This is a genomic window from Faecalitalea cylindroides ATCC 27803, assembly GCF_000469305.1.
GTDB lineage: Bacteria > Bacillota_I > Bacilli_A > Erysipelotrichales > Erysipelotrichaceae > Faecalitalea > Faecalitalea cylindroides.
In genome coordinates, this window is record NZ_KI271019.1 from 1 (window position 1) to 13,589 (window position 13,589).

Here is a 13,589-nt window from a genome sequence, read left to right on the forward strand (position 1 = left end):
CTAACTTTTAACTGTTAGACCCCCTTTTTTAATCTCTATGTCTTTTTGTTTTTCTTGTAGCAAACAAAGGAACGACAAATATAATGATTGGATAAATTTCCAAACGTCCAATCAACATAGCAAATGATAAAACAATCTTGGATAAATCAGAAAACATCGAAAAATTACTTAAAGGGCCAGCCATACCTAAACCAGGTCCTACATTACCAATACATGTGAAACAAGCCGAAAGCGTTGTCTCCAAATCAAAATCATCTAAAGATACGATCAACAATATAGACCCTAATATCAACATAAAACAGAAAAAATAACTGAGTATCTGATGCACGACTTGTTCATCAACTATTTTTTGATCCATGGTAATAGCTTCTACTTTTTGTGGATGAAGCAATTTTTGAATATCTAATTTAGTCTTCTTTAACAAAATCAAGAAACGACTCACTTTTATACCACCAGCTGTAGATCCCGCACAAGCACCAATTATCATCAACAATAACAATACCATCTTTGAAAACTGTGGCCATAAATTAAAATCCGTGCTAGAAAATCCTGTAGTAGATATAATACTTGCGACTTGGAAAGAAGCATAACGAAATGCCTCAAACCAGGAATTATCATATAAATGGACAATATTGCACATGATCATTAGAATTGAAAAAGCTACGATAATCAAATATGTTCGTAATTCTTCATTTTTCCATACTGCTTTTACATTTTTAATAAGAAGAAAATAAAACAAATTGAAGTTTATTCCAAACAACAACATGAAAAATGTAACAACCATTTCCAAATATACGCTATTATAATAAGCCATACCCACATTTTTGATGGAAAAGCCACCTGTTCCTGCTGTTCCAAAAGCAGTACAAAGCGAATCAAATAACGGCATTCCACCAGCCAGTAAGAATAAAATCATAATAATAGTCAGAACAAAATAAATTTTATATAAGATTGCAGCACTATCTTTCAAACGAGGTACTAACTTTCCTATGACAGGACCTGGAGCTTCTGCACGCATGATATGCATGGTACGATCGTTAGAACGAGGAATAATAGCTAAAATAAAGACAAGTACACCCATTCCTCCTACCCAATGCGTAAAACTTCTCCACAATAAAGAAGCCTGGCTCAAAGCCTCTACATCAGTCAATATGCTTGAACCAGTGGTTGTAAATCCAGAAACCGTTTCAAAGAAACAATCCACTAAACTTGGAATTTCCTGCGTAAAAAAGAAAGGAAGTCCCCCAAAAAAAGAAAGAATAGCCCAAGATAATCCAACAGCTACAAATCCATCTTTGGCAAAATAAGACTTATGTTTTTCTTTCATACGTGATAAAGGAAAGCCGATTACTAAACAAATAACAATTGTCTTTAGATACGCATCCCATACATGTTGTGAATAAATCAGATCAACGATCAACGGAAACAACAACAAGCACCCTTCAATCATCAATACATGACCAATGATATTAAAGATTACCCGCCAGTTAAATGTCTGCAAAGTTCTATTAAGCGAGTACATCATTAATATCCCTCAATCCTTGTTGTGTACTTACAATAATCACTGTATCGCCTAAAGCAACCCTAGAGCTACCTACACCAATTCTAGAAACTCCACGATGGGTAATATAACTAATCAAAATCCCTTCTTTTAAATTCAAATCCTTTAAAGGAATTCCAATAAATTTACAATTACTGCGAACCCTAAACTCCAAGACTTCAACTTGATCATCCACGATCTTGATCAATGATTCAACATTGCTGCCAAGAGTATTCTGCATCGCACGTACATAAGAAACAATTTGATTTGCAGTCAGGTTTTTTGGTGTGATTGCATTTTCAATACCGAGTTTTTCCAATAAAAATCCTAAAGATACGCGATTTACTTTTGGAATTACTTTTCCTACTCCCTGATTAGAAGCATACATCGATATGATAACATTTTCTTCATCATTATCTGTCAAAGCAATAAATACATCCATATCTCTTAATGATTCAGATAACAATAGTTCATGATCAGTACCATCTCCATGAATAACTGTAATTTCCGGGAATTTTTCAACCAATTCCAGACATCTATCCCTTTTCATTTCTATGACCTTGACACCAATTCCTAACTCTAACAACATTGGAACTAGATAGAAAGTTATCTTCCCTCCGCCAACGATCATAACTTCATGTACGCTGCGTTGTTGAAGTACTCCAATTGCACACAAGAACTTTTCTAACTGTTTTGTAGATCCTGTCAAAGTTACTTTATCATGTAGACGAATTTCGGTATCTCCATTAGGGATGGAAACCTCTTTGCCATGCTGAATGGCAACAAATTGTATCTGCGATTTTAAAGCATCACCAAGTTTAGAAATCTTTTTACCTATCAACGGACTGTTTTCTAACACTTTGATTTCTGCTAACTCCAAACGTCCTTTTGCAAAAGAACTCGTCTTGATAAAGTTAGAAAAACTTAAAGATCGGACGATTTCAATGGCAGCCGTCTGTTCAGGATTTATTTGTAAACTCAAGCCTAAATCTTCTTTTAACATTCTCAAGCCTTTAACATATTCTGGATTACGGATACGAGCAATCGTATTTCCTACTCCCATCTTTTTGGCCATTAAACAACTAATGATATTAATTTCATCACTGGATGTAGCAGCGATGATTAAATCTGCCTGGTCAACTTGTGCCTCTTTTAACACATCATAGTTTGCTCCATTTCCCTGAATTCCAACGACATCCAACAAATTCATAGTCAAATTCAAAACCTGAGGCTTATTTTCAATAATCGTAATATCATAGCCTTCTTTACTAAGCTGCTTTGCAATCGCAAAACCAACTTTTCCATCTCCGACAATGATGATCTTCATAGTCCTTCCTCCAAAACTACTTTATTAGCGTACACTATTGTACTACAACATAATAAAAAGTCCATATCAAAAGATGTTTTCATACATTAATAAAAAAGACACGGTTGCCCATGTCTTCTATATTATTTCATCTCAATCAATTCGTATTCTCGAGAGCCTAAGCCAATCTTTGCCGCATGATCCAAGCAGGAGCGCCATTCTGATTCAGGCGTTGAATTTCTGAAGTGATCATGTTGATCTTCAAAATTAGGATCTGCCAAATGTTTGGCAAGCTGACTATTTGGCATTGGAGTTGCTTTTAAACATGCATCAACACAAGCTTGATCCAAGGCTAATGGATCTTTGGATACAAACATACCAATATTCGGCAAAATCGGAATATCATTTTCCGCATGGCAGTCACAGTTAGGCGAAACATCTACAATCAAAGAAATATGGAATTGTTCTCTTCCGTCTACTACAGCCTTCGTATATTCTGCCATACGACAATTCAAGATCTCGTTGGCATGATCATTATTGAAAGAAATCGCATCAAAATTACATGCACCAACACAACGACCACAACCAACACAATTCTTTGAATCAATTGTCATTTTCTTAGCTTCTTCATCAAATTGTAAACCATTATTTGCACATTCTCTTAAACAAAGTTTACAACCTCTACATTTTTCAGGATCTACATGAGGCAATCCGCTAGAATGCTGTTCGATCTTTCCTGCTCGAGAACCGCATCCCATTCCAATATTTTTGATCGTTCCGCCAAACCCTGTCATTTCATGGCCTTTAAAATGCGTTAAAGAAATAAATACATCTGCATCCATGACAGCACGTCCAATTTTAGCATTTTTGACATATTCTCCACCTTTAACAGGCACTTCAATATCATCAGTTCCTTTAAGTCCATCTCCAATAATAATTGGACAACCAACGCTAAGTGGTGTGAAACCGTTCTCCCAAGCGCATTCCAAATGCTCTAAAGCGTTCTTTCTAGACCCTGGATACATCGTATTACAATCTGTCAAAAAAGGTTTTCCTCCTAGTTCCTTAACGACATCAACAATTGCTTTGGCGTAATTTGGACGTAAATAAGAAATATTTCCTAATTCTCCAAAATGCATCTTGATCGCAACAAATTTCCCATCTAAGTCTAAATCTTCAATACCCGCTTTTTTTACCAGTCTTTTCAATTTCGTTGGTAAACCTTCTCCTAAATGAGCATGAAAATCTGTATAGTATACCTTTGATTTTTCCATAACTAAACCTCCTACTATGTTCATTTTAATCCTCGAAGCTAAATATGAAAAGACAAAAAATAATTCTTATCTTCATAAAAAAGTGATTCACTTCTTAAGAATGATATTTCCTGAAATTAGATGTATTTTTCTGAACATTTTCAATCTTTAACTTCTCAATGCTTTTTTCAATACTATTATTTCTACAATAGCACAAATTAAAATGACTGGTGCGATGCGAACAAACAGCCATTCAAACACATGATAGCCTGCACCTAAAACAGCTCTTTCAGGATTTGCATAATTCCATTCTAGATACGGACTATTGAAATACACTAAAAACCCAAAAATCAGTACGACTAAAACACATAACAATATCAACAATTTTTGATACCGTTTTTTTCTCGATTTCTCCTTTTGTGCAAGATATACATTTATAGCTTCCAACCTTAGCGAGAGATCCTTTATTTCTAATTCATTTTCAGTATGTAGATTTTGTTCCAACAATACATTAACAGGGACATCAAGCACTTTCGATAAAGAAATCAACATCTCAGAATCCGGAACCGATAAACCCTGTTCCCATTTTGAAACAGTTTGACGAACAACATTTAATTGAAGAGCAAGATCCTTTTGCGTCAATCCTTTTGATTTTCGAATCTTTTTAATATTCTCACTTAACATATAAGAAGAACTCCTTTCATCTACCAATATTCTATGAAGAGCTCTATATCATAACAAGCAACGCTTTTTAACATTCAGGCAATATAACATTCACCACCTTGTATATACTGCATCTATCATACCATTATATGTTTTCGCTTTTACAAGACTAAGCTTTATTTCATTTTTACCTTTTTTAAAGAGTCGTACACCTGAACCTAAAATAGTTGGAATTATAGTAACATTGTAAACATCAATAAGATCTTCATCCATCAATTGTTGCACAACATTAGCTCCTCCACAAATCCAGATATTTTTTCCTTTTTCTTTCTTCAACTTTATTACAAACTCATTTAAATCTTCATTTATAAATCGAATTTTCTCAGATGAAGCTTCTTCTCTATGCGTCATAACATATGTAATTTGATTTTCATATGGCCAAAAATCCGGTGAGAGTTCTGTAACAATTTGATGATACGTATTCCATCCCATGATTATTGTATCTATTTTTTCTATAAATTCAGAATAGGATTTATTTGTATTATCATTTTCATCTTGACCTTTTAACCAGTTTACTCCACCCTTATTATCTGCCATATAGCCATCCAAGCTCATCGCAATATACAAACTAATCTTTCTCATAATAAACTGTCTACCTTTTCAAATTTGTATGATCTGCTTTTTTTAAACAATGCTTCTGCTAATTTTAAATTTCTATATGTACTAAAATCACTCATACGATTACTTTAAAAATGTCATCATACTATTCTTTTTGAAGTTTTACTTTCTTATTAGATTGTATAAACGCAACAATGGAACTAACAACATCCACAATAAAAATCCACTGTAAAACAATTAACAATGTTCTGTAAGACATTTGATGTTTACGATAAAAAGAATATATTCCTACACTTGAATACAACGAAGTAATAGCCAATATCAATCCATCTATAACAAGTATTACTGGCAATCCAAGCCAGTTTAAAGGCAATATAATCCCACTTAGGAATAAAAGTGTGATCCAAAACGCATTGACACAAAACCAAGGTATCAAAGCGACTTTGCCTATCATTGCCATTTTGATCAAAGTATGATCACCATCGATCTCTTTTTTAATTAAGAAAAGACTAATAACACTTAATACATATAAAATAGGGATAATAATTTGTATAAGCCAGTCTAATGGGAAATCCTCAAACAAAAATGGCAACACATACATTGAGTCAACGCTAATGATCAATAAAATAAAAAACAGCCTGCTTAAAATAGCACTTAATTTCATCTTGGATTTGTTCACGTTTCATTCTCCTGCTTCTATCATCTAATTATTTCTTTAATGATCTCTATTCCTTGATCCACAAAATTAATTTTTACTTCCTGTACAACTTGTCCATCTTTTAAAAACGATACATTTGCCAATGCAAATTGATCATCTTGATTTGAAGTCTGGCTTCCCATCAAAGTTGTCCATTCTATAAAAATGTCTGATTCATTCATCTTTTCATCCCACTCCATTTCACACTGAAGTGGATCAAAAAATTCAGAATTAGATGTCGAATAAACTAAAATATTATTTTCATTATCTTGATATATTTCTATTGTGTAATCTACGATATCTTCTTCATTTTCAACATATTCGCGATTTGGTGATATGGTTTCTTCATAGATCAATTTTGAATCATTTAGATCATGTATTTCTTGTGATGAACAACCAACTACACTTACAAATAAAATAACCATAACAGCAATTGAAAAAAATCTTTTTAGAACCATTAGATTATCTCCTTAAATATTATTTTTATAATCAAAAATTTGTCGCACAGTATCTTTTAAATCGTCACTAAATTCGTCAATATCTTTAAATTCAATTACATTATCTCGTATTAATTCTAATATAATATCCAGTATAATGGATCGTCTCATTATTACCATAACTTCCACACTCTTTTTATCTTTTTTGATTTTCTCTTCTAGAGTCCAAAAAATTTCAGATGCAGCTTTGTCTTGTTTCAATATATCAATATATTCTTTATTTAGCCTTCTTAGATAGTTTTCCTGCCAAAAGCCAATCTTTTTTCTAAACTTTTCCCAATCCGCTTCTTTAACCTTATACATTTTACACAATTTTCATTCCTTCAACAATTTGATATGTCTTTTACAGCTATATTATACAACAAAGATTCCAAACCACGAATATTGATTAGCACCATGAAAAAGGAATGTTAAGATTTCGTTAATATTGTACTAAAGGCTTTAATACATTTTTTATCTTTGATAAAATGTAAGCAAATGAAAGGAGTTGTTTTCAATGAAAAAATATACAATCGATTTGAATAGTCTTGCATCCAATGCAGACCCTATAGATTATTTATGCAAGTTGTTTGGCTTTCGTTCAAGTAAGAATAATTCGTTAAAATCACTATATAGAAGTTTATTAAATAATTCTGAAGATATGTATATTGAATTTCAACAGTATGATCTGGTAAGTGACTCCATCATGAGTATCATTAAGTGCTTTGAAGATATTCAGGATAAAACAAGTCATCTTCACCTAACAAGAAGCCTTGGTTAAGGCTTCTTTTTTACATTTAGTTCATAAAATTTCTGCGCCGTATTCATAAAGAAATTTGATCGACTTTTCATGATCCAGATTGTCAACAACAAACCTGCTATCGTTGCACATAACATATCCGTCATAGAATCATGAACTCCTTGGGTATAATGATTGATCGCATCATTGTTAAAGAATATCAACATAGCATACTCAAAGAATTCCCAACACAATGCAATCGCCATATTGACTGCATTTATAAACACATAAAATACTCTTTTTTCCTGTTTTGTTCTTATTTCATTATGTGAGCTCAATAAATAATACAGCATGATAGCTACCGTCAACATTAAAAAGCCACTTGAAAAATGTAAAAACTTATCAAAACCTTTTAAACCATAACCGCCCAGCGTACTTCCCCATACACTGGCAATATACGCAAATGTAGTCGCAATCAAATAAATTTCATAGATTGGCTTAAAATGAAAGATCTTAAAGATCAACGGCACCATGACAAGAGTTAAAACTGCTACGCCACACATAAAAACACCATTCATATCGTCTTCGGTATAATTGACGAATACACTATAAAACAATGTCACTACATATATTCCGTTAAAGACATACCATATTCTTTTCAATATGTTATCATTGCTCATAAAAACACCTCTGCAAGCATTATAAGACAATCCATAATTTTTTTCATTGACATTGATTCATGTTTTTACTAGAATAGGAACAACTACAAGGAAAAGAAAGAGTAAATGAAATCGTTCAGACATAGAGAGCTCTTGGCTGGTGGAAAAGAGATTTGAAGATTCATTGAATACATCTTGGAGTAGACGGCTGAAATAATAGTAGGTTTGTCCGGGTACACCCGTTATTGTGTTAGAGTATGTTTGTACTCGAAAAGGATATGATTGTGAGGTCATATTGAATTAAGGTGGTAACGCGACAGTCCCTTTCGCCCTTATGGCAAAGGGACTTTTATGTTATATAGGAGGAAATAAAATGATTATTGTATTTAAGCCTAGAGCCACAGAAAACGATGTAAATCGAATCATCGCCAAAGTTGAAAGAATGGGATTAAAGACCCACTTGTCAAGAGGAGAAATGTCTACCATTGTTGGACTTATTGGAGATACAACACGTGTAGACCCAAAACAATTTGAAGTGGATGAATGTGTTGAACGCATTATGAAAGTCAGTGAGCCATACAAGCTTGCCAACCGCGCTTTTCATCCCGAAGATTCTATTATTGATGTTAGTGGTGTCAAAGTAGGTGGTAATAACCTAACACTAATTGCTGGCCCATGTTCTGTTGAATCTAAAGAACAAGTCATAGAAATTGCCCGTTCAATCAAAAAGAGTGGTGCGCATATGTTGCGAGGCGGTGCTTATAAACCTAGAACAAGCCCTTACTCATTTCAAGGCATGGGAACACAAGGTTTAGATATCTTAGTTGCTGCCAAAGAGGAAACAGGTCTTCCTATCGTTTCAGAATTAATGGGAGAGAAATATATCGATGAATTTAATGATAAAGTTGATCTTGTTCAAATTGGTGCTAGAAACATGCAAAACTTTGATTTATTAAAAGAAGTCGGAAAACGAATTAAAAAGCCTGTTTTATTAAAACGAGGCTTGTCAAATACATATGAAGAATGGATAATGTCTGCTGAATACATCATGGCAAATGGAAATCCAAATGTAATCTTATGCGAAAGAGGAATTCGCACATTTGAAACCTATACACGAAATACATTGGACCTGCAGGCAATTCCTGTTATCAAACGATTAACACACTTACCAATCATTATTGACCCAAGTCATGCAGGAGGAAAATGGTGGTTAGTTGATCCAATGGCAAAAGCAGCCGTTGTTGCCGGTGCCGATGGTCTAATGATCGAAGTTCATAATGACCCTGAATGTGCATTGTGTGATGGACCACAATCTTTAAAACCAGAAAAATACGATGACTTGATTCAAGATATCAAACAAATCATCAAAATCACAGATAAAACACTATAGCCGTGAAATTCACGGCTATTTTTTTAATATTCATCCTATATCCAGCACTCCGTGTACTTTCAAACAGCTCTGCTCGTATAAAAAACTATTGTCGAATTCACTATTTTCTTTTCTTGCGTTTTTTCTTTTGAACAGAAAAACCAAACTTTCCTATTTTTTGTCCCAATCGATAATATTCACCATGACTATAGGCAATTAAATCCGCTTTTTGTAGATCTAATCTTCCATTCTCATCCAAATAGGCATCATCTACCGATGTACAAACAACTTCACCAATAAACATATCATGTGTTCCTAGTTCAATGATATCTTTCACCTTGCATTCCAAACAAACTGGACTTTCCAAGATTGAAGGAGCTTTTACACATTTTGATGGTTGTTTTGTCAGCCTTAGATCTCCTTCCAAGGCAAATTTATCAATATCCCTGCCAGAACGTACACCAACATAGTCAGTTGCCTTGGCTAGAGAAGCCGTTGTTAAGTTGATCACGAACTCTTTTGTATCTTTGATGATTTGATATGAATAACGCTCTTTGCGAATTGAAACAGAGACCATAACCGGATCTGAACAGATTGTCCCTGCCCAGGCAGCTGTCATCACATTCGCTCTACCTTCTTTATCTGCACACGAAACCATAACGGCCGGTACCGGATTTAACATATTTGAAGCTCGCCAATATTGTCTTGTCATCTTATTTCTCCTTTAAATATGTTCATATTATACAAGTTATTTTTTGTCTTGCCAAAAAAATGTATAATGTATTCAATTGGAGGAGCACATGAAAGAAAGACTAGAAAAACAAATTAAATTTATAAAAGAAATTGATAAAGAAAAAACGATCACACGCCAGACCTTATTGACAAACGGCATACAAAAAGAAGATGATGCCCAACATGCATGGCACATGGCCATAATGACACTGCTTTTAAGTGAGTATGCCAACGAGGAAATTGATATTTTAAAAACTATTTCCATGTTATTGATCCATGATATCGTTGAAATTGATGTTGGAGATACATATGCTTATGATCAAAAAGGAATCAAAACACAAAGAGAACGTGAAACAAAAGCAGCAGATCGCATCTTTGGATTGCTTCCTGAAGATCAAAAAGTGAAATTTAGAATGCTTTGGGAAGAATTTGAAAACAACGAAACACCAGAAGCCCATTTTGCTCATACAATGGATAATTTTCAACCAATAATGTTAAATGATGCAACAAATGGAAAGATGTGGGAAGAAAACAAGGTTTGTCTTTCACAAATCTTAAAACGAAACGAAAAAACGAAGCTAGGTTCCAAGATCCTATGGGAGTATTCTTATAAAAATTTTATTGAACCAAATGTTAAGAAGAAAAAAATTATCGACGATGCAAATTTGTAAAATCTATGATAAATCCATCAAACAAAACTCGCAAAGACATTATTTTTCTTATACAATAAGGCTCGAGGTGAAAGAAATGATCAAGGCAATTTTCTTTGATATAGATGGAACACTGCTATCCAGTACAGATGGCTCCTTTGCCGACAGCACTAGATTTGCTTTAACTAAGCTGCAGGAAAAAGGGATCAAAATCTTTATCGCATCTGGAAGACATGTATGCGAAATTGAAGAACAACCAATTCGAGATATCCCCTTTGATGGATACGCCTGTTTAAATGGACAGCTAATCTTCAACAAAGATAAAGAAATCATTCAATCCTATCCGTTTAATAAAAAAGATACAGAAAATACATTAAAACTCTTCAAACAAAAAGAAATCCCACTGGTACTTGTTCAAGACAAAGAGCTCTACATTAATTTTGTGAATGAATACGTAAAACATGCACAAGACGCCATCGCAACCGATTTACCACCTATTAAAGAATACCAAGGTGGAAACATCTATCAAGTCACTGCATTTTCAAATGAGAAAGAATCACAGTTGATCATGAATAGACTTAACAATTGTAAATTAACACGTTGGAATCCTTATGGTGTAGATATCATTTCCAATACTGGAGGAAAATCAATTGGTATCAAAGATATCCTTTCCTACTATGATATCAAGCAGGAAGAAACAATGGCATTTGGTGATGGAGAAAATGATATCGACATGCTAAGATTTGTTCAAATAGGTGTTGCCATGCAGAATGCCGAAGACTGTGTAAAAGAAGCGGCTGATTATATTACTGACACTTCTAAAAACGACGGTATTTACAAAGCCTTAAAACATTTTAATATCTTATAATTAAGCTGAGGATCGACATGATGTCTTTCCTCTTTTTTATCCCTACATAAAAAAGGATGCCTTTTTATAAGCATCCTAGCTAACATTATAACTTCTTCACATTTAATGTACGAATTGCATTTAATACCGCAATCACCATCACACCAACATCGGCAAAAATAGCTAACCACATATTTCCAATACCAAAAGCACTTAAGATCAAACAAATGATTTTTACACCAATCGCAAAATAAATATTTTCATATACGATACGTAAACATTTTTTTGCGATTTTAATAGCTTTGGCAATCTTTAATGGGTCATCATCCATCAAAACAATATCTGCAGCTTCAATAGCAGCATCGCTACCTAAAGCGCCCATGGCGATTCCTACATCCACTCTAGACAATACAGGAGCATCATTGATACCATCTCCCACAAAGGCCAACTTTTCTTTTTCTTGTTTCTTTTCCAACAATTCTTCTACTTTATTTACTTTATCCTGCGGTAATAGTTCACTATACACTTTATCAATATTCAAATCAGAGGCTACTTTATTGGCAACGGTTCTAACATCTCCTGTTAACATGATCGTTTCTTTAATGCCAACTTCTTTCAATCTTGCGATAGCTTCTTTAGCATGAGGTTTGATCTTATCTGAAATTAAAATATGTCCTACATACTTTTGATCAATCGCAATATGTACGATTGTTCCTACATCATGACAAGGCTTATATTCAATGCCATACTTTTTCATTAACTTATCATTACCTACAAGAACTTCTTTATCATCGATCTGCGCAATCACTCCGTGTCCACTTATTTCTTCTACATTTTTAATTTGCTCTTTATCCACTGGTTTTCCATATGCCTGCAATAAAGATTTGCTGATAGGATGTGTGGAATAACTTTCTGCCATTGCAGCTAACTCTAATATTTTGTCTTTTTCAATACTTGCATGATGGATACCACTCACTTCAAAAACACCTTGTGTCATTGTTCCAGTCTTATCAAAGACTACATATTTTGTCGATGCCAATGCCTCTAGATAGTTAGATCCTTTAACCAAGACACCGGCATTGCTTGCACCCCCAATTCCGGCAAAGAAACTTAATGGAATACTAATGACCAAAGCACAAGGACAACTGATAACCAAGAATGTTAAAGCTCGATAGATCCATTCTGACCAATTCGAATCTATCCCCATCAAAAGAGACACGATTGGAGGAAGAATAGCTAAGGCTAAAGCACTATATACAACGGCTGGTGTATAGTAATGGGCAAAACGTGAGATGAAGGCTTCAGATCTTGATTTCTTAGAGCTGGCATTTTCTACCATATCCAAGATCTTAGAAACCGTGGACTCTCCAAATTCATGAGTTGTCTTAATTTTTAATAAACCAGTTAGATTGATACATCCACTGATCACTTCATCATTTATTGAGGCATCCCTTGGTAAGCTTTCTCCCGTTAATGCACTTGTATTTAAAGTAGAATTTCCTTCCACGACAATTCCATCAATGGGAATTTTTTCTCCGGGCTTTACAATTATGATCGTTCCGATTTCAACTTCATCAGGATCCACCTGTACAAGTTCGCCATTCTCATTTTCAATATTGGCATAGTCAGGACGAATATCCATCAAATCGCTAATATTCTTTCTAGATTTACCGACCGCATAACTTTGGAACCATTCCCCAATCTGATAAAACAACATAACGGCGGTCCCTTCACTATAATCTCCAAGAGCTATGGCTCCAACTGTCGCAACAGCCATTAGAAAGTTTTCATCAAAAACCTGTTTTTTCAATATCCCTTTTACGGCTTTGGTTAAAATATCATACCCAATCAGAAAATAAGTTGCTAAAGAAAGAATAACATTAACCATTTCAGGTAGATGAACTAATTTTAAACCAATAAATAAAATCGAGGCGATAATAATTCGAGTCAGCATTTTCTTTTGTTTCTTGTTCATAATATCTCTTCCTTTTCTTATTCAAACAATTGAACAAATATTCAACTTTATACATATTATAGTGT

Annotated in this window: 15 protein-coding genes and 1 other annotated feature; of the genes, 4 read left to right on the top strand and 11 right to left on the bottom strand. The window is 34.0% G+C overall.

What is annotated here, in order from left to right; all coding sequences use genetic code 11:
• Positions 1 to 28 precede the first annotated feature (28 nt).
• From HMPREF0367_RS06755 to HMPREF0367_RS06790, 8 genes are all read right to left on the bottom strand, one after another.
• Positions 29 to 1,525 carry a TrkH family potassium uptake protein gene (locus HMPREF0367_RS06755; RefSeq protein WP_051335211.1) on the bottom strand — a complete coding sequence of 499 codons (1,497 nt, stop codon included), beginning with the start codon at positions 1,523 to 1,525 and terminating at the stop codon, positions 29 to 31.
• Complete coding sequence (trkA, locus tag HMPREF0367_RS06760) at positions 1,509 to 2,867, bottom strand: Trk system potassium transporter TrkA (RefSeq protein WP_015536344.1); 1,359 nt, start codon at positions 2,865 to 2,867, stop codon at positions 1,509 to 1,511. Before trkA ends, HMPREF0367_RS06755 begins: the two co-directional genes overlap by 17 nt.
• 122 nt (positions 2,868 to 2,989) lie before the next feature.
• Complete coding sequence (locus HMPREF0367_RS06765; RefSeq protein WP_035402599.1) at positions 2,990 to 4,120, bottom strand: DUF362 domain-containing protein; 1,131 nt, start codon at positions 4,118 to 4,120, stop codon at positions 2,990 to 2,992.
• A gap of 147 nt (positions 4,121 to 4,267) precedes the next feature.
• Positions 4,268 to 4,783 (bottom strand): helix-turn-helix domain-containing protein, encoded by a 516-nt coding sequence (locus HMPREF0367_RS06770; protein ID WP_035402601.1) that lies wholly within the window; start codon positions 4,781 to 4,783, stop codon positions 4,268 to 4,270.
• Positions 4,784 to 4,873: 90 nt separating this feature from the next.
• Positions 4,874 to 5,404, bottom strand: coding sequence for a dihydrofolate reductase family protein (locus tag HMPREF0367_RS06775; RefSeq protein WP_035402603.1), 531 nt, complete (start codon positions 5,402 to 5,404; stop codon positions 4,874 to 4,876).
• Between the two features lie 121 nt (positions 5,405 to 5,525).
• The gene (locus HMPREF0367_RS06780; protein ID WP_035402605.1) at positions 5,526 to 6,059 is read right to left on the bottom strand and encodes a DUF6652 family protein; all 534 of its coding nucleotides are present in this window, start codon (positions 6,057 to 6,059) and stop codon (positions 5,526 to 5,528) included.
• A gap of 20 nt (positions 6,060 to 6,079) precedes the next feature.
• Positions 6,080 to 6,535 (bottom strand): hypothetical protein, encoded by a 456-nt coding sequence (locus tag HMPREF0367_RS06785; RefSeq protein WP_035402607.1) that lies wholly within the window; start codon positions 6,533 to 6,535, stop codon positions 6,080 to 6,082.
• Between the two features lie 12 nt (positions 6,536 to 6,547).
• A complete protein-coding gene (locus HMPREF0367_RS06790; protein ID WP_035402608.1) occupies positions 6,548 to 6,877 on the bottom strand; it encodes a hypothetical protein in 330 nt (109 codons plus the stop codon).
• Between the two features lie 193 nt (positions 6,878 to 7,070).
• On the opposite strand from HMPREF0367_RS06790, the gene HMPREF0367_RS06795 reads away from it, so the two are divergent.
• Positions 7,071 to 7,334 carry a hypothetical protein gene (locus HMPREF0367_RS06795; protein ID WP_015536357.1) on the top strand — a complete coding sequence of 88 codons (264 nt, stop codon included), beginning with the start codon at positions 7,071 to 7,073 and terminating at the stop codon, positions 7,332 to 7,334.
• Here HMPREF0367_RS06795 and HMPREF0367_RS06800 read toward each other — a convergent pair.
• On the bottom strand, positions 7,331 to 7,972 hold the full coding sequence (locus HMPREF0367_RS06800) for a DUF2238 domain-containing protein (protein ID WP_035402610.1): 642 nt from the start codon (positions 7,970 to 7,972) through the stop codon (positions 7,331 to 7,333). The genes HMPREF0367_RS06795 and HMPREF0367_RS06800 overlap by 4 nt on opposite strands.
• A 79-nt stretch (positions 7,973 to 8,051) precedes the next feature.
• Positions 8,052 to 8,288 (top strand) — a binding site (T-box leader).
• Between the two features lie 36 nt (positions 8,289 to 8,324).
• Between HMPREF0367_RS06800 and aroF the strand changes: the two genes are divergently transcribed.
• Positions 8,325 to 9,341 (top strand): 3-deoxy-7-phosphoheptulonate synthase, encoded by a 1,017-nt coding sequence (gene aroF, locus HMPREF0367_RS06805; protein ID WP_035402612.1) that lies wholly within the window; start codon positions 8,325 to 8,327, stop codon positions 9,339 to 9,341.
• Positions 9,342 to 9,441: 100 nt separating this feature from the next.
• On the opposite strand, the gene HMPREF0367_RS06810 is transcribed toward aroF, so the two are convergent.
• The gene (locus HMPREF0367_RS06810; protein WP_035402614.1) at positions 9,442 to 10,032 is read right to left on the bottom strand and encodes a flavin reductase family protein; all 591 of its coding nucleotides are present in this window, start codon (positions 10,030 to 10,032) and stop codon (positions 9,442 to 9,444) included.
• Between the two features lie 88 nt (positions 10,033 to 10,120).
• On the opposite strand from HMPREF0367_RS06810, the gene HMPREF0367_RS06815 reads away from it, so the two are divergent.
• Both HMPREF0367_RS06815 and HMPREF0367_RS06820 read left to right on the top strand, forming a co-directional pair.
• Positions 10,121 to 10,723, top strand: coding sequence for an HD domain-containing protein (locus HMPREF0367_RS06815; RefSeq protein WP_035402616.1), 603 nt, complete (start codon positions 10,121 to 10,123; stop codon positions 10,721 to 10,723).
• Between the two features lie 76 nt (positions 10,724 to 10,799).
• Positions 10,800 to 11,570: a Cof-type HAD-IIB family hydrolase gene (locus tag HMPREF0367_RS06820; RefSeq protein WP_035402618.1), complete on the top strand. Its 771-nt coding sequence runs from the start codon at positions 10,800 to 10,802 to the stop codon at positions 11,568 to 11,570.
• A gap of 85 nt (positions 11,571 to 11,655) precedes the next feature.
• Here the strand turns inward: HMPREF0367_RS06820 and HMPREF0367_RS06825 are convergent, their stop codons facing one another.
• Positions 11,656 to 13,524: a heavy metal translocating P-type ATPase gene (locus HMPREF0367_RS06825; protein ID WP_035402620.1), complete on the bottom strand. Its 1,869-nt coding sequence runs from the start codon at positions 13,522 to 13,524 to the stop codon at positions 11,656 to 11,658.
• Positions 13,525 to 13,589 lie beyond the last annotated feature (65 nt).